Source organism: Allobosea sp. 10L417 (assembly GCF_056395485.1).
Map to the genome: position 1 here is coordinate 1,241,241 of NZ_JBFTJP010000001.1, position 17,665 is coordinate 1,258,905.

Annotated in this window: 12 protein-coding genes, 2 pseudogenes and 1 other annotated feature; of the genes and pseudogenes, 11 read left to right on the plus strand and 3 right to left on the minus strand. The window is 57.5% G+C overall.

Translation table 11 applies throughout. The features are described from left to right. Positions 1-203: 203 nt before the first annotated feature. Positions 204-983, minus strand: coding sequence for an ABC transporter permease (locus AC1DE3_RS06155; protein ID WP_476852241.1), 780 nt, complete (start codon positions 981-983; stop codon positions 204-206). Between the two features lie 533 nt (positions 984-1,516). On the opposite strand from AC1DE3_RS06155, the gene gmd reads away from it, so the two are divergent. From gmd to AC1DE3_RS06185, 6 genes are all read left to right on the plus strand, one after another. Beyond that, entirely contained in the window at positions 1,517-2,503 is a 987-nt protein-coding gene (gene gmd, locus AC1DE3_RS06160) for a GDP-mannose 4,6-dehydratase (protein ID WP_476852242.1), read from the plus strand. Positions 2,504-2,525: 22 nt separating this feature from the next. Beyond that, positions 2,526-3,542, plus strand: a complete 1,017-nt coding sequence (locus AC1DE3_RS06165; RefSeq protein ID WP_476852243.1) for an NAD-dependent epimerase/dehydratase family protein — start codon at positions 2,526-2,528, stop codon at positions 3,540-3,542. Positions 3,543-3,645: 103 nt separating this feature from the next. After that, positions 3,646-4,266 carry a hypothetical protein gene (locus tag AC1DE3_RS06170; RefSeq protein ID WP_476852244.1) on the plus strand — a complete coding sequence of 207 codons (621 nt, stop codon included), beginning with the start codon at positions 3,646-3,648 and terminating at the stop codon, positions 4,264-4,266. A gap of 44 nt (positions 4,267-4,310) precedes the next feature. Next, complete coding sequence (locus AC1DE3_RS06175) at positions 4,311-7,172, plus strand: glycosyltransferase (protein WP_476852245.1); 2,862 nt, start codon at positions 4,311-4,313, stop codon at positions 7,170-7,172. A 263-nt stretch (positions 7,173-7,435) separates the two neighbouring features. Further along, positions 7,436-8,395, plus strand: a complete 960-nt coding sequence (locus AC1DE3_RS06180; protein WP_476852246.1) for an FkbM family methyltransferase — start codon at positions 7,436-7,438, stop codon at positions 8,393-8,395. A 46-nt stretch (positions 8,396-8,441) separates the two neighbouring features. Further along, entirely contained in the window at positions 8,442-9,443 is a 1,002-nt protein-coding gene (locus tag AC1DE3_RS06185; RefSeq protein ID WP_476852247.1) for an FkbM family methyltransferase, read from the plus strand. On the opposite strand, the gene AC1DE3_RS06190 is transcribed toward AC1DE3_RS06185, so the two are convergent. Continuing rightward, a complete protein-coding gene (locus AC1DE3_RS06190) occupies positions 9,406-9,969 on the minus strand; it encodes an IS5 family transposase (RefSeq protein WP_476852248.1) in 564 nt (187 codons plus the stop codon). The genes AC1DE3_RS06185 and AC1DE3_RS06190 overlap by 38 nt on opposite strands. A 380-nt stretch (positions 9,970-10,349) precedes the next feature. On the opposite strand from AC1DE3_RS06190, the gene AC1DE3_RS06195 reads away from it, so the two are divergent. The 4 genes and pseudogenes from AC1DE3_RS06195 (at position 10,350) to AC1DE3_RS06210 (ending at position 15,162) form a co-directional block, all read left to right on the plus strand. Next, positions 10,350-11,060 (plus strand): sulfotransferase family 2 domain-containing protein, encoded by a 711-nt coding sequence (locus AC1DE3_RS06195; RefSeq protein WP_476852249.1) that lies wholly within the window; start codon positions 10,350-10,352, stop codon positions 11,058-11,060. Positions 11,061-11,231: 171 nt separating this feature from the next. Beyond that, the gene (locus AC1DE3_RS06200; protein WP_476852250.1) at positions 11,232-12,797 is read left to right on the plus strand and encodes a hypothetical protein; all 1,566 of its coding nucleotides are present in this window, start codon (positions 11,232-11,234) and stop codon (positions 12,795-12,797) included. Positions 12,798-12,827: 30 nt separating this feature from the next. Beyond that, positions 12,828-13,436, plus strand: coding sequence for a sulfotransferase family 2 domain-containing protein (locus AC1DE3_RS06205; protein ID WP_476852251.1), 609 nt, complete (start codon positions 12,828-12,830; stop codon positions 13,434-13,436). Positions 13,437-13,891: 455 nt separating this feature from the next. Next, positions 13,892-15,162 (plus strand): annotated as a pseudogene (locus AC1DE3_RS06210) (IS3 family transposase). Beyond that, positions 14,217-14,331: a sequence feature (AL1L pseudoknot), on the plus strand. (Overlaps the previous pseudogene by 115 nt.) Before the next feature lie 282 nt (positions 15,163-15,444). Here the strand turns inward: AC1DE3_RS06210 and AC1DE3_RS06215 are convergent. Beyond that, entirely contained in the window at positions 15,445-16,857 is a 1,413-nt protein-coding gene (locus tag AC1DE3_RS06215; RefSeq protein ID WP_476852252.1) for a mannose-1-phosphate guanylyltransferase/mannose-6-phosphate isomerase, read from the minus strand. Positions 16,858-17,204: 347 nt separating this feature from the next. Here AC1DE3_RS06215 and AC1DE3_RS06220 point away from each other — a divergent pair. Next, positions 17,205-17,665, plus strand: a pseudogene (locus AC1DE3_RS06220) (phosphomannomutase); the annotation flags it as partial.

Consider the following 17,665-nt stretch of genomic DNA (forward strand, 5'->3'; position numbering starts at 1 on the left):
CTGCAGCTCGCTCGCCAACAGGTTGGCTAACTCCTAGCGTATCGATCAGGGCGCTCTAAGGCCTATAGCAGCCAAATCGACGCAGCACGACGCGTCCGTTTTCGACATCGAAACAATCAATTTTCCAGTGTCGTCGCGCCCAACCCGCCTTGGGCTCGGTCGCGTTGCCCGGCGGCAAATTTTATCCGCGCCGGCGCACTTATTTACTCAATTCGATCCCTGACGACTTCGAAGTACTTAAAGCCCAATCCGATTGTGACGACGGCAAAAATCCACGCGTAGCCGGGAGAAGCGTAGGTGATCACGATCGGCCCGAAAAAGCCGGCTCGAAAAAGCTCAAACGCATGCACGATCGGAACGTAGACAAGAATATCTCTGGCCGAGGATGGCATCCAGTCCAAGAGAAAAAAGCACCCGGAGATCGGAAGTGTAATATACTGGACGGGTGCGACAAATTTCTCCACCATCTCAAAATGCTCGCTCGCGGCTGCCAAGATTGTTGCAAACCCGAAGGCCATCCCTCCCATTAAAAACCAGCCATGCAGCAATTTTTCCAAATCGTAGATCGGTGGAACTATCTCAAACGCAAAAAGAGCAGTATAAATCATAAGAGTCGCGGTCGATACCGAAAGAAATTCAAGACCTACTCTTGTTAACAGCACATCTATATATGTAATATTCTTGTGGATTAATATTTCTTTTGCCGATCGATAAATATGCCCACCTGAGTTTGATACGTGCCGCCACAGCGTCAGAGGCATGTAGCCTGTGAAGACCATCGATAAGAGGCCAATTCCGTGACTGTCGTGCCCGCCAGTGTACGACCACATCAGCATGACGCCGATGCAGAGGAGGGCGGGCTCCACGAACATCCAGACGAATCCCAAATCGTTCCGCCCATACCTGCCGATAATGAAGCGGGTGCTGAGTGCGGAGAACGTTCGAGCGTTCGTTCGCAGGGAATTGAGGAATTCGGCCGGCATCGCGCTAGCCAAAGTCAGCGCTCACGCCGAACAACCATAGCTGCCGGTGCAAATGGCATATTCTCCTATTGCAGGCTTGAGATGCGGATCGCTCCCATAGGAGGAGATATAGGCGAAGGCATCTTGGCTGTACAGATAGAGAGCAGCGCGGGCTAACCAGCATGGCCCTTCTCAATGGGGGGGCGAGTTTAGCCGGATTGCAAGACTATAGATCTCCTTTGTTGTAGTTGACTTTTGGTTTGAGCTTCGCCACCAGCGAGGCGGTGGAGAAAGTGCGAGGCTTGGTTCGCGGCGCATGATGAAGCATGGCTCGATCACACAGGGTGGCAGGATCACGGCTGGGGTCGCTCGGCGCGAATTTTCCCGAGGCGGTTCATTGCGCTGCTCGGTGAGGGGGGCGCTCCGCACTTGATTGCCACCTCATGAACCAGATCAGGAGAAGGCGATATTTTTCCTACGAAGACCTCGACAGACGCTGATGAAAATCACTTCGCGCCGATCGCGACCATTCATAATGAGGACTGGCTAAAGACATGGTGCGCAAGACTGCTTTGATCACCGGCATTTCGGGCCAGGACGGGGCTTATCTGTCGCAACTTCTGCTCGGCAAGGGATATCGCGTCTGTGGGCTGATGCGGCGTTCGAGCACGGCCGAAATCAGCAATATCAGGCTGCGCTGGCTAGGTATCCAGAACGATGTCGAATTGATCGACGGCGATCTGACCGATCTGTCGAGCTTGTTGCGCATCGTTGCGGATGTGAAGCCGGACGAGGTCTACAATCTAGCGGCACAGTCTTTCGTCAAGGCTTCCTGGCAGCAACCGCTGCTGACTGGGAGCGTCACGGGGCTCGGTGCAGGCAACATCCTGGAAGCGGTACGACTGATCTCGCCGGGGTCGCGTTTCTATCAGGCGTCTTCCTCCGAGATGTACGGCCTGATCCAGGAGGAAATGCAGAGCGAGACGACGCCCTTCTATCCGCGCTCGCCCTATGCGGTTGCCAAGCTTTATGCCCATTGGATGACGACCAATTATCGCGAGAGCTTTGGGCTGCATGCCTCCAGCGGCATCTTGTTCAATCATGAATCGCCGTTGCGCGGGATCGAGTTCGTCACGCGCAAGGTTACGGATGGCGTTGCCCGGATCAAGCTCGGGCTCGCCAAGGAATTGCGCCTAGGCAACATCGACGCCAAGCGCGACTGGGGGCATGCCCGCGACTATGTTGAAGCGATGTGGTTGATGCTGCAGCAGGACGTTCCTGAAGACTATGTCGTCGCAACCGGCCGCACCGTGACGGTTCGGCAGATGTGCGAGATCGCCTTCGCTCATGTTGGGCTCGAGGCACGGGATCATCTTGTCATTGATCCGGCTCTCTTTCGCCCTTCCGAAGTCGACGTGCTGCTCGGCAACCCAGCCAAGGCGAGGGCGAAGCTGGGCTGGGAACCAAAGACGACGCTCGAACAGATGATTTCCGAGATGGTCGAAGCCGATCTGAAGCGTCTGTCCTCTCGTTATCCTTGAAAGCCGACTGGGGACGCTGAAGGTGAGCTCGAGGGACGGCCATCGCATTCTCGTTACTGGCGCAGGCGGCTTCGTCGGCCGCTGGTTGCTGCGGGAACTCGCAGGCAGGCTCAGCGCGGGTGACCAAATCATCGCGGCGTTCCATAAACAGGCCCCTTCGCGCGAAGCGCATGTTGCTTTCGACGTAGATCTGACCCAGGCAGCCAAGGTTTCCGAGCTGATCACGGCCGCCAAACCGACCGCGGTCATTCACCTGGCTGCGGTCTCGGCCGTTACCGCCGCAGCCCGTGACCCCGGTACCGCCTGGGACGTCAACGTCAAATCGACGCACTATCTGGCCGAGGCCTTCAGGCGGCAGGTGCCGCACGGGCGTTTTGTCTATATCAGCTCCGGGGAGGTCTATGGCGGTGACGCCGATGGCAGGCCGGCAATCGACGAAACCACGTCGCTCAAACCCCGCAATCTCTACGCGGTCACGAAAGCGGCTGCAGACCTCCTGATAGCGCAGATGGCGTGGGAAGGGTTGGATGCCATTCGCTTCCGCCCCTTCAACCATATCGGTCCCGGGCAGGGGACCGACTTTGCGATATCGTCCTTCTCTGCACAGATCGCGAAAATAGAAGCCGGGCTCGAGGAACCGGTAATCTCGGTCGGCGATCTTTCGGCGATGCGCGATTTCTGCGATGTCCGCGATGTCGTCCGCGCCTATGCCGATGCAGCCCTCGCCGCGACGGCCGCCGTGCCGGTCGTCAATCTCGCATCCGGACACTCTTCTTCGATGCGAGCGATTCTCGACACCCTCTTGGGCATGGCGACGAAGCCGATCGATGTACGCGTCGATCCGGCCCGTCTGCGCGCGAGCGAACCGGCACGCCCCGATGTCGACACGACGCTGGCAAAGAGCGCTTTGAACTGGCAGGCGCGAATCCCGCTTGGTGAGTCATTGCGTGATGTGCTTTCGGTTTGGCGGAGCACGGTCGATGCAACGGTCGACACGCCGCGGGCCTCGGCCCCGCCGCAGCAGCCCGGAGCCCGTTGATGAGCGCGGTCCGCGACAGCGATCGAGGCCGGCGGTTCCAAGGCCGGCCGGAATGGGCCGATCCGGTTTCGTCTCCCCTTCCGACAGTTTGGATATTATGATCGTGCTGAAGCTGTTTTCGAAGCGTCGGACCAAGGCCGCCTTCCAGGCGTTCGTGTCGGATGGGGATCGTGCGCGCGACCGCAGGGACTGGGCTGGCGCGCTTGCCAGCTACCGGTCGGCCCTTGCTGTGAAGCCCGATTATGGGATCTCGATTCAGGCCGGACATTGTCTGAAGGAGCTGAAATCCTATGACGATGCCTTCGCAATCTATGCTGAAGCGGAAGCGGCCAAGCCCGAGGACGATGATCTTCAGCTCCAGATTGGGCATCTCGAGAAAGTGAGAGGCAACCATTCGGCGGCGCTTGCCCGTTACAGGAATGCGTTGGGTCTCAATATCGGAAACGGTTTCGCCAAGCATGAAATCGTCGAGATGGAGCAGCATCTGACGATGCCGCCGGACCTATCCGTCGCAGATGACAATGTTGCGGCAGGCGGCGAAGTCGCGCTGGAAAACCAGCATCAGCATGAGATCGCTTCGCGCGGCGAAAGCCGAGCGAATGGAGAAGGTCCGGTCGTGTGGATAGACCTCGCGGCGGGCGGTTCTTTTCAGATTTCTACTGGATCGCGTGAATTCAGGAAACGCTATGAGGAGACTCTGTCCTCATTGCGGAAATTCCGCTGAGCTTCTGACAAGCGCAGAACCTTCACATCTTCAGGAACTCCGGAATGAAAATCGTCGTCGATCTCCAGAGCAACCAGTCCGGCAGCCGAAAGGGCGGCATTGGACGATATTCCTTCGATCTTCTGACGGCGATGATCCAATCCAGGCCCGATTGGGATTTCAGGGTCGTCTTGAACGATCTGTTTCCCGAGCGCACGAACGAGATCCGTTATCGCCTTCGCAATTTCGTTCCCCAGTCGAGTATTCACGTTTTCAAGGTTCCGCGAAATATTTCTGCGCTCAACGGAAATTCTCAACTGGCGCAGGCATCAGAATTCCTGCGGGAGAAATTCATATCTGAGTTGAACCCCGATGTCATTCATGTTTCGAGTGTTGTTGAAGGTCTTTCTGAAGACGTTGTAATTTCTGTAAAGAAATTTTTCGATATACCGACTGTTTCTACTCTTTATGATCTAATACCTCTCGTTAAATCGGATTTATATCTTTCGAATCCTGGCGTTTTGAGGTCTCATTATTTTTCGAGTATTAGAAAAATACGCAAATCTGACGGGCTACTTGCGATTTCTGAGTATTCTGCCGATGAAATGAGGGCGATATTTCCTGGATACGGCGGTAAAATTACAAATATCAAAGGTGGAATCGGTCAGAATTTTACAAAGAGGGGATTAAATTCGAGTGTTGTCGACCTAAGAAGGAGGTATGATCTACGTAAAAAGATAATTCTCTATACTGCGAGCTTCGATCAGCGCAAGAATCAGGCTGGACTTATAGAGGCTTTCGCAACGCTGCCTCGAAATATCCGAGCCAGCCATCAGCTCGTCTTTGTCGGAAACGGCTGGGCGGGAATCTATGACCGCTTGCTCGCGCTCGGCCAGGCGCGCGGCCTTGGCCGCGATGATATCCGCTTTCTCGGACATGTGCCCGACGCGGACCTGATCTGGCTTTACAATATCTGCGATGTTTTCGTCTTTCCTCCGAAATGGGAAGGTCTTGGAATGCCCGCCCTGGAGGCGCGGGCATGTGGAGCGGTTGTCATCGGGGCTAATACGACCAGCATACCTGAGGTTATCGGATGGGAAGAGGCGCTCTTTGATCCCGATGATTCAGTGGCCATAGGGCAGAAAATCCTCAGGGCGATCGTCGATCAGGAGTTCCGGGAGGAGAATCGCGTAAGAGGGCGCGATCTCGTCGCACAGTATCAATGGAATCTGTCGGCAGCCGTAGCCAACGGCGCGATCGAGGAGATCGTCAAGGCGCGAAGGGGCGGGATCAGGCAACCAGGCGGCGCCCCGAGCGTCGATGCCGGACGGACCCTGGCGGACGTTATATTTGCCGAAGAGTTAACTCCGGAGCAAGCGCAAGAGTTGAGCTTTTGTGCGGCCGCAAATGACATGTCCGTCGGTCAGGTGCGGAATCTGTTGCAGCCGAAACGCGGATGGATCACGACATGGAATTCACGCTGCGGGATTGCGACTTACTCGGAGCACCTTCTCAACGAAACTGACAAAAAACCAATCATTTTGGCGCCTTATATCGAAAAACCTATTGCCGGCGAAAAAGAAAAGAATGTCGTTCGTTGCTGGTCTGAGGGAAAAAATGATAATTTGATCGAGCTTGAAACGGCCGTTTATGAAAGCAATATTACTGAGCTTGTTATTCAATTCAATTATGGATTTTTCGACATTCCGTCGCTTCGCGGCTTGATTGAGCGTTTTGTTTCAAAAGGAATTACAATTTACTTCATTTTGCATTCGACGATCGATCAGGATGCGCGGCATGAACAGCGTCTACCGGCATTTTCTTCGGCGTTGCAACTGGCGAACGGTATCTTCGTCCATTCAGAAAACGACGTCAGGCGGCTGGCTGAGTTGGGGCTGACGTCTCACGTCGCGCTGCTGCCCCACGGGATTCCGCATGTCGCCGGCTCGCTCGGCAAGGCGAAGAAACCGCGGGCGATGATCGCCTCCTATGGTTTCTTTCTTCCCGGAAAAGGGCTGCTGGAACTGATCGAGGCGATCGCGCTGCTGGCCAAGGAGCGGCCGATTGATCTCCGGATGGTGAATGCCCTTTATAAGGAGTCGACGGGAGTTTCCCAAAACCTCGTCGATGAGGCGATGGCGAAGATCGAGGAGCTGGGCCTTGAAGGGAATGTCAGAATCTATTCGGACTTCCTCAGTGACGAAGAGAGCTACGAACTGATCAGCTCAGCCGATATCGTGGTCTACCCTTATACAAAAACGGGTGAATCGGCGAGCGGAGCCGTTCGCTTGGGGTTAGCAACCAATCAGCTTGTCGCGGTTTCTCCGCTTCCTATCTTCGACGATGTGAGAAGTAGCGTGTACACGCTGCCGTCAATCGACAGTGCCGGAATTGCAACGGGCTTGGCGCGAGCTCTTGATCTTTTACAGAATAAAGATCCTGAAGTTGAGGCAATCAAACGGAATTCTCAACGTTTGGTCGAATTCTGTTCGTACAAGAACATCGCTAATTCATTCGATCGTTATTTGACGATGTGGAGTCAATGTATAACTTGGTACGACTTGTTCAGGTTTGAGCTAAGCAGCAAGCACGTCCTTTATGGCTTTGTATCTCAAGGCAGGCTTATCTCCCAAGGGGCGGGCGTGCTTTGTCATGGTCCCTATATCAATCTGGACCCGGGAATATACCGATTGACCGTATACGGCGAGGGAGCGAAGAGGTCCGGCTCGATCAAGCTTCGCTTCACTGCCAATTGCGGCGGAATGGAAATCGAATGCCATGAACTGGACGGGGGCATCGACGGCATCCTGTTTGATACCGTGATTTGCGTTTCGCAGAAGATCAACGACGCTGAATTTCTCTTCGAAACGACGCAGGATGCGCAATTGTCGCTGGCAACATATTCCCTGTCGAAGCGGTCACGCTGACGTATCGGTCGTTTCGCCGGGTTCGCCGCGGCGGCGAGCCCGTGGTCGAACTGCGGTCCTGACTACGGCGGCATGTGGCGATCGACGTTGCCCTGGCAATGGGGCAGGGCCGGGATATTTCCGCTGCGCGGCAGCTTTCTTCGGCCCGGTCATGCGGGCTCCTGTGCGAAACAGCAAAAGCCGCCGGCTGGGGCAGGTGCTGGTGGATTGTAGATTTCGACTGAGGCATAAGGCGTGCTTCACGCCTGCATGGAGAGCGCGAAGTGGATCTGACCCCGGCTGACCTCGTTTGCAAACAGGTCAAGATCAGTGCCGAAAAGACCGGATTCCTCATGATCCCGGCGCAAACGCAAGACCCGATCAGTCTTTCCTATTTGCGAGGCGAGACGCCTAACTTCTACATGCTCGATATCCTGAATGAGATCACCTACGAGGGCGATCTCGTTATCGATGCCGGATGCCATATCGGGACTTTCTCGATCGCTGCAGCGCTTTTAGGCCGGCGCGTCATCTCGATCGACGCTAACTCGCTTCATGCCTCCCTCATGGAGATGAGCAAGGCCGTCAACAAGATCTCATCGATGTCCGTGGTGTACCGGGCCCTGTCGACGAATCCAGATCCGATCAAGTTCATCCAGAACGGCGTCTTCGGAATGATCGATTTCTCCGGTGAAAACGCCGGGGCGGTTAGCGTCCCAACGATCCGACTTGACGAAGCCGCCTCGATCTACTCCGACGGCCGGCGTGTTCGGTTCCTCAAGATGGATATCGAGGGTGCCGAATACGATGCCTTTCTGTCTGCAGAACGGCTGCTGCAAACCGACTGCCCAGCCATCTGGTGGGAAAGCAATGGCCCAACCCTGGCGCTGGCGGGAAAGACGATTGCTCAGGTGCGCGATCTGCTGGAGACCTTCGGCTACAAGACATATCGCGTGGAGGGCGACCGCTGGGTCTATGCCCCACCATCCCAGATCCAACCCGAAGCGTGGCTGGATATGCTGTCGCTAAGCTCGGCGGATCAGAAGCGGTTTACCCACAAGATCGACCTTGTTTGGGCCGAGGAGAAGATCGCTGAGCGGTGTCAGGAGTGGACGGGGTTTCGCCATTCCCACACCCTCCGCCATCTGATCGAGCAGATCTCTGTCCATGATAACCCGGCGAAGCTTGCCGAAGCGCTCGAAGCCGCGAAGGCCGCGCTTGTCCAAATCAGCGACGGCGCTTGAGCCTTTACGCGAGAAGATCAGGCGGAATCGAGAGGGTGGCTAGAGAATGGGAACTATAGACGCGCAGCGATCCTATGAACGCTATATCCATACCCTGAAGATTGCGTGGCGGCTTATTGCCAACCGAGATTGTTCCGATGTTCTGCCATCATTCGAGGAAGTATCAGGGGATGACTTGAAAACCTTGAAAGCCGCCGCCGAAGGAATGCGCGAGCGCTTGGCGGCGCTGAGCCCCGACCTTTGTGCGGATCTGCTGCCATCCCCCTATTTCCAGCAAATGCAGTTTGGGGCGCACACTTTGAAGGTCCCAATCATCAACAAGGAAGGGGAGGATTGGTACGCCGTTCAGAACGTTATGAATTTTGACTTTCTGACAGAAACATTCGCCGGGCTGCATAAGGACGCTCGGATAATATACGACATCGGCGGCCATCAAGGCGTCTTCGCACTCTACTATTCCGGTCTGATTGAGAGGTCAGGCCGCGTCTACACGTTCGAACCGTCGATCATCAATATCGAGATCGCGGCTCTATCGTTTCTGGTAAATCGAGCCGATAATATCGTTCTCGTCCCCATGGGCGTGGGGCCGAGGAACGATACGATTCGCTCGGATACGGAGGGGCTCCTTGTTGCAGGTGCGCCTACGAACATGCTGTTGGTGCGACCAGATTGGATGCTGTTGGAGCGGCCCGATTTCATCAAGATCGATATCGAAGGCTTCGAACACGAGCTAATTCAGTCAATGCCGTGGCTGTTCGACCTCTGCGACAATTTCCACCTTGAGATCCACGTGCCGCATCTCAAGAGCCGCGGTGTGGACTATCGGGAGATATACGACGCTATACCATTCGACAAATTCCGTGTGCGGCACGCAGAATGGGGGCGCCTTACTGACCTGACGGCGGAGTCCGAAATTGACGGCTTCGCAGCGCTGCTCTTAACTACCAAGAGTGACGCCGCTATGATAAAAAAACCGGAACGGGTTACGCCTCAGAGCGTGACTCGAAATTCTATGAGGGATAGCAATACGTTGCGAGGCGTCGTGTGAGGAGCCTGAGGTTTGCGACGAGGATCCAGGCCTGTGCACTGGCGATGGTTTTCTCGAAGTCCTTAGCGAGCCTGCAGCAGCGGCCGAGCCAGGCGAAGGTGCGCTCCACGATCCATCTTCGCGGCAGGACCTCGAAGCCCTGCGCCTGATCGGAGCGCTTGATGATCTGAAGGGTCCAGGAGCTGATCTTGCGCAGGCGCCCCTTGAGTTTCTCACCGCCATATCCGCCATCGGCGAAGACACGGCGCAGCCAGGGCTCGCGATGGCGGACGGAGTTCAAGACCTCGGCGGCACCGTCGCGATCCTGGATATCAGCGCTGTGAACCACGAGCCCAACCAGAAGGCCGAGCGTATCGGTGAGGATGTACCGCTTGCGGCCCTTGATCTTCTTGCCGGCGTCAAAACCCCTGACCCGATGACAGAAATTGTCATGTGATCGAGGCTCTGATCGGCCGTGCCGGCGCCGCTCATAGCGTCCATGCAAGCTCGAACAGCAGTGCGCCACATCGCTTGACGTTCTTTCCACATCAGCAACTGCTCTCCCGCGCGCTCCACTGAGCTGACAGGCGCGCCATAGCCCTAAAGCAAGGACGCCTGCGCCGGCTGATCAATTCCCGGCTCTGCGTCGTCCTCCTTCACGCCACGAGCCACGATACCAGAGATCCACCCGGTAACGGCTTCTGCAGCGCTTTCGCCTGCTCCCATGCGCCGCATCGTCTTCTTTGATTCTGTCTGTGCTTAAACAGGAGATCCCGGAACACGCCTGCTGACGCCTAGGCTCCATGTGCTATGAAACCAAGTTCAACGCGGGGGCATCAGCCAACCGCCGCGATAAGGTTTGGCTATCGATACGACGCAGGCTGCTACGGGAAGCTCGCGCGGTAGGTACGTGGCGAGGAAACGATATTGGAAGGCCACACGGGCAAAAGCAGGGGCATCGTTTTCATTCATATCCCCAAGACTGCCGGCACCAGCTTCCGGAGCATGCTATCGGCGGGATTTGGTGACGGGAACGTCAGCCCTTCTTTCCGCGCGAGCCGCCTAACCTTGGCAGACGCAAACGCGCTGGATCGCTTCCGAGTCATATCCGGCCATATCAGCATCGAGGACGTAGATCGGTTCTTTGCCGATCGAGATCTGATCACGGTGATGCGGCAGCCTGTCGATCGCTGCCTCTCCTGGTACTATTTTGCTAGGCAGCATCGAGGTGCGAGCGAGCATATCGACGTGCAGGCAGCCCAGCGTTTCGAACCGGAAGAGTTCTTTCAAAGCGGCCAATACGTCACATTCAGGAATGTGTTCAACAGGCAGGTTCGCCAGCTAGGCGGGCACGTGATGGATTATTTCCCTGACTTGGACGTCGCTCTCAATGCAGCCCGGGAGACGCTAAAGCGATGTGTCTGGGTGGGGCGGCAGGAAACACTGGCAGCGGACGTTCTAAGGTTGGCCCGGCTTTATCCGGAGCTCCGTGAATGCACGTTACCCATCTACAACGTGACCGCAGGCCGAAAGCGGAGCAGCGACCTCTCTACGGAATTGCTTAGGTCCATATACGATCACAACCGCTTCGATTTCAGACTCTTCAATGGTGAGAGCTTTGATGCAGCCGGTGCGTGACCCTGATAGGGCTTTCTACCTTGTTCAACTAGGACCGTGCCACAGACGGAACACTTATGTTCGCGAAATGCCAAGTTCTGCAGACCGCCCGTGCAGCGCCTACCTAAGCGAGCCGGGCGATGCGAAAACATCTCCCGTCGACGAAGCCCAGCGGCGGCAACGGATAGTTTTATGATGCTCCCCACAACTGCGACGCTTGGAGCACCTGCCCAACTGGACAATCTGCTGAGCGTGGAGCCGATTTTCATCAATTCAAGTTTTCGAACCGGAAGCACCTGGCTTTGGCTAAAATTTCGCTCGGCGACTACGACGTTGTCCTACTGCGAGTTCTTCAATGAGGCATTGGCGACACTTTCGCGGCGGACTGCCCATGCGCTTGGGCCGGGCACCTGGGCTTCGAAGCACCCGCCATCGGCGCCGTACTTTCTGGAGTACCTGCCGTTGTTGGCTGAGGCTGGAGGAATTCCGGGCTTCACGGCTGATATGTCACTTCACTCCTTTGTGCCCAGCGAGGGGGTAGGCGGGCCACTCTCGGCCGCCGAAGAAGCCTATATCGCACTGCTGATCGCGCATGCGCGAGAGAAGCGCAAAATTCCCGTGCTGACCTGCACGCGAACACTTGGGCGGTCAAAAGCAATTAAGCGGTCTTTCGACTGCAAAATGCTCTACTTGCATCGCAATTTATTCCACCAGTGGGCGTCATACTCTTATCAGAAAATTACCGGGAATAGCTATTTCATCAACACGATCGAGGAAACATTCGCTTCCACGCGTCATGACCCTTTCCTGTCGACGGTGTCGGACTGGTTTTCCGTCCGATCGGCATCAGCAGAGTGCACAAACCTATTTCTCGCCTTCCTGGCGATGCATCTCTATCTCGCTGCTGTGGGCCACGATGCAGCCGATCTTACGTTGGACATGACTGCAATCGCTGCCGACGCCGAGCTCGCCAGAAGCACGAGCGATACGCTCTCTCAGCTTATCTTTGCGCCCATCGACCTCAGTGACGCCAAGCTCAAGTTCGAATGCGTGTCGTTGCCTGCGATTTCGCGGCCAGTGCTGATTGACACGGTCCATCAGTTCACAAAGCTCATGGCCAACGCTCAAATTTCCGAGCGGGGCCTGGGTTTTGCCCGATCCGCCGCCGAGGACGCTTTGGCGGAATGGGACCGATATGAGTTTTACGCCCGAGGATTGCGTTCAATAAGCGCCAGCAAAATTGCGGAGATCGATGCCAAGGCGACCGCGGCCGCCGCTGAGGTAGCGGCCTGCCAAGAGCAAATGACGGCGTTCGATCATTCGGCCCAGCAGAGCCAGGCTGGGCTCATCCAAGAGCGAGATACGTACCATAGCGCGCTTGCTCGAACGCAGCAGCAACTTGCGGAGAGCACGGCTAGGTATGCTGCCAAGGAAGCCGAGGCTCAGGAATTGGGCCAGGTGCGACAGGAATTGGGCCAAGCGCGGCAGGAGTTAGAAGCGCGCACCGCTGAGCGGGATCAACTCGCCGCCACTCTCGGCGGGGAGCGGCAAGCGGGCGAAGTTGTGGCGGCTGAACGCGATGCGCTGTTTGCGGAAAAGACTGCACTTCAGGCTACGGCGCAGGATCTTGAAAAGCAGAAGGAGGCTATCGCTGCTGAAAGCAGCCAGCTTCGCGAGCGGCTGGATGCTGCCGAAAGCAAAGTGTTGAACGAAGGCACAGAGCAGCGACGCTGGCGGCTCTGGCGTTTCGATCGTTGACCGTTTCTCCGTAAAAGACCAGAAGCGGCCATGATTTCGCATCATCACAAATTCATCTATATCCACATTCCCAAAACCGCGGGAAATTCGGTGCAGGTCGCGCTGGCTCCCTACAGCGACGATGCGGTCTCGCTCCGCCCGAGCATGGGACACGTCAAGGACGAGGATGGCGGCCAAGGCCTGGCGGTTTCGAATGATAAGCTCGGCTTCATCACGCCCGAGCATAAGCATGCGACGCTGCAGCAGTACCGTGACGTTCTAGGTAGGTCGGCGAGTGACTACTTCGTGTTCGCGTCGATCCGTAATCCGTGGGATCGGGTTGTTTCAGCGACCGCTTTTCGGTTCGGCGAACTTGGCCTCGGGGTGAAGATGGTCCCCGAACGAATGCACCTTCCGGCGCCGATGAGCAGCTTTCTGTCGATAGATGAGATGCCTGCCCAAGATGCAGTTATCCGCTTTGAGCATTTGGCGGAGGATTTTGCTGCAATCTGCCGGCGCCTTGATATTGAAAGCCCGTCATTGACGCATCGTAATCGGTCGTGCCGCGGCCCGTATCGGGATTTTTACACAGACGAGACCCGAACCCTTGTCGCCAAGCAGTATGCCGAAGACATTGAACGTTTCGGGTACCAGTTCTAAGTTTGGAGGAACGCGTACGTGCAGTAGTTCTGCCGGCCGGGCACCGCAGTGCTCCGGGTCGTCGCCGACGACGAGACCGGCAAGGTGATCGAGCGTCACCGTGCAGAACTGTCCATGTGCAACACGCCCCACCGAAGCAAGGCCGGGGCGGGTTGTGGTCGACCGTCCTACCAGCTTGACATCAGCGTTTAGGAGCCGCCTTTCCGAAGTATGATTGAGAGTGAAAGCAGTCGTAATCAGCGCGCGGTCGTTTTTCTTGGCGGCGACTCCTATCCAAGGGACCAATATATCGAGGAAGAGCTGCGCGTTCGCCTCGCGACGCCCGGCAGCAGGTTCATCACTCATGACCCCGCCAGATTGGAGACCATTACTGCGCCGATTTCAGCGCGTCTCCTCGCGGTCGAGTGAACCGCCCCGGGTTTGTCGGAGGCCCCAACTCTTGAGAGGATGGGGCTATGACGAGCAAGACGACGAACAAGTTCTCGCCTGAGGTGCGCGCCCGCGCGGTGCGGATGGTGCTGGATCACGAGGCCGAGCATCCGTCGCGCTGGGCGGCGATCATGTCGATCGCGGGCAAAATCGGCTGCACGGCGCAGACGCTGAACGAGTGGGTCAAGAAGGCCGAGATCGACAGTGGCCGCAAGCCCGGGCTGACGACGGACATGGCGGCCAAGCTCAAAGCTCTCGAACGCGAGAACCGGGAGCTTCGGCAGGCGAACGAGATCTTGCGCAAGGCATCGGCGTATTTTGCCCAGGCCCCTCTCGGCGAATGCAGGCATTCGCCTGTCGGGTAAGAGGAGCTCGACCGCCGACACAGGTCATGATCGCCTTCATTGACGACCACCGCGGGGCCTATGGGGTCGAGCCGATCTGCAAGGTGTTGCCGATCGCCCCGTCAACCTACCGTGAGCATGTCGCCAAGCGGACCGATCCGGGGAAGCTATCGGCTCGGGCGAAGCGGGACCTGGAGCTGAAGCCTCAGATCGAGCGCGTGTTCGGGGAGAACTTCGAGGTCTATGGCGCGCGCAAGGTCTGGCGGCAGATGTTGCGCGAGGGGGTCGTCGTTGCGCGATGCACGGTCGAGCGCCTGATGACCGACCTTGGCCTGCAAGGTGTCATTCGTGGCAAGCCAAACCGCACGACCGTTCAGGACGAGGCCGCGCCGTGCCCGCTGGACCATGTCAACCGGGTGTTCCATGCGCCGGCGCCGAACCGGCTCTGGGTCTCAGACTTTACCTACTCTCGACCTGGTCGGGCTTCGACAACGAACGCCTTCGTGATCGATGCCTATGCTCGGCGGATCGTCGGTTGGAGGGTGTCGCGGACGGCCCATGCGAGCTTCGTGCTCGACGCGTTGGAGCAGGCTCTGCACGAGCGCCGACCTGTGCACCGCAGTGGGTTGGTGCATCATTCGGATCGCGGTTCGCAATATGTCAGCATCCGCTATACCGAGCGCCTCGGAGAGGCGGGTATCGAGCCCTCCGTCGGCAGTGTGGGTGATAGCTATGACAACGCTCTCGCCGAGACGATCAACGGACTCTACAAAGCCGAGCTGATCCATCGGCGCGGGCCGTGGCGATCCTTCGAAGCCGTGGAGTTCGCGACACTGACCTGGGTCGACTGGTTCAACAATCGCCGGTTGCTGGAGCCCATAGGCAACATCCCACCGGCCGAAGCCGAAGAACGCTACTACGCTATGCTGGATGAGCCTGCCATCGCGGCATGACTCAAACGAAACCGCCTCCGGCGAAGCCGGGGCGGTTCACTCGACCGATGCGCCCACACTTTTATCTCCGCCATCTGCATCGCCGGAGCCGTCAACTTCTGGCTCTGACAAACGAGATTTGAGCCTAAGTACAATGGGGCTGCCTTCGACCAAGTGCAGATCCCGTGAACGCCAGGCTGTAGTGCCTGGCAATGACGAGCGCGGCTTGCGGAGGTTGCGCCGCTCATCCTATGCTGCCTGCTTCGCCTTAAGCGGCTATTCGGCGCACCGAGCCGCCCGTCGTCAAACCCGCATATAGACGTCCTCGATGCGAACGATGTCGTCCTCTCCGAGATAGGATCCAACCTGTACCTCGATCAACTCCAGCGGTATCTTGCCGGGATTGGCCATCCGATGGACGCAACCGATAGGCAGATAAATCGACTCGGTTTCGTGCACGACGATGGTCTCGTCATTGCGCGTTACCTCCGCGGTACCGCGCACAACAACCCAATGCTCGGCGCGGTGGTAATGCTTCTGTAGGGATAGCACGCCGCCGGGTTTCACCGTGATGCGCTTGACCTGATAGCGGGAACCCATATCGATGGAGAGATATTTTCCCCACGGTCGCTGAATTTCGCGATGGGCGCCGGCTTCCGATTCGCCATTGGCGGTGATCAAGGCAACCATCTCCTTGACCTTGTCCGCTTTGGCCTTCGGAGCCACAAGCACGGCGTCTCTTGTCGAGATCACCGCGATGTCATCGAGGCCGATCACCGCGACGAGCGCATCTTCAGACCGGACGAGATTATTCGAGCCGTCGAGCACATAGCCGCGGCCCTCGACGACATTGCCGTCGGCGTCCTTGTCGGAAAGATCCCAGACCGCCGACCAGGCTCCTACGTCTGACCAGCCGAACTTGCCCGAGACGACCGCAGCCTTCTTGGTCCGTTCCATGACGGCATAATCGATCGAGATTTTCTTAGCCTGACCAAAGGCGGCGAGGTCAAGCAGAACGAAATCAAGGTCGGTTTTGGCTCGTCCCACGGCTTCGACCACCGGATGAAGGACTTCGGGCTCGAAAGCCTCGAGTTCGTTGCGCATCGTGGCCGCATCGAAGATGAAATTACCCGAGTTCCAGAGATAGCCATCGAGCAAGTACTGCGCAGCGCGTGCCTCGTTCGGCTTTTCGACGAATGCGGCTACCTCGCGGGCGCCGTCTCCGATGTCATCACCGAGGCGGATATAGCCGTAGCCGCTCGCCGGATGGGTCGGCGCGATGCCGATCGTAACAATGCGTCCTTGTGCCGCGATCGCTGCGGCTCGCCGGCAGGTTTCAACGAACTGGGAGCCGTCTTGGACAACATGGTCGGCTGCGAACACGCCTACGATTGCGTCAGGGTCTCGCGCGAGCGCGAGCTCGGTCGCAACCGCGACCGCAGCGGCCGAGTCGCGACGGGTCGGCTCAAGCACGATCTGCGCGGTCGCGCCGATGGCGAGCAATTGCTCCTGGACCGTAAAACGGTATTCGGCATTGGTGATGACGATCGCGGGAGCGAAGACCTTTTCATTGGCGAGCAATGCCATCGCCCGCTGAAAAGTCGATTCCCTTCCGAACAGAGAAATAAACTGCTTCGGCATCGTGTCACGGGAGACTGGCCACAACCGAGAACCGGCACCGCCGCACATGATGACAGGTACAATTCTTGTAGGCATGGACTGCAGACCTATTCGGGGCTCTACGTCAGCGCCCGTACATCAAGTCCGCCCTTCATTCTATAGAGAAATCGCGAACTGAATGGTTTTCACGCTAGTTTGTGGTTTGCGCGCATCAGATTTCTATCGCTCGGGTTCAGGTGGAGTGGTTTGCTATGCCTGATTAAGTTAGATAAGAAGGTCAGCGAGTGCGAATGATTGCCCGGATAGCCCGTGGCCACCGCCTGTACGACTTCCCTTCGACCGTCGTTGGCGCTACGCACAATTCGAACTCAGGATGGCACTCCGGTGCCTCTGCGTCATCACCATCCTTGAACAGCTTTCGACCTCGGGACGATCGGCCTCTCATGACCAGCCTGAAATTCGGRACCTCCGGCCTGCGCGGYCTCGTCAGCGAACTCGTCGGCCTGCCGAGCTACAGCCATGTTCGCGCCTTCTGCGCGATGCTACGCGATGGCGATGCGCAAGCGCGARAAGAAGTGCTGRTCGGSCRGGACTTGCGCTCGTCGAGCCCGCTSATCGCGGCCCAGGTTGCTCAGGCGATCSTCGATGCGGGTCTYRYYCCGGTYGAYTGYGGRGCYGTGCCGACGCCSGCRCTWGCWCTSGCCGCRATGACMCGCGGYTGCGCGGCCATCATGGTGACGGGCAGYCACATTCCCGAYGACCGCAACGGGCTGAAATTCTACCGGGCGCAGGGTGAGATCGACAAGGCCGACGAGGCCAAGATCCTGGCCTGGCATGAGCAGTTGGGCCTGAGCGCGATGCCGGCCGCGCAGGTCAAGGCGGCCCCCTATGATGCGCTGACGGC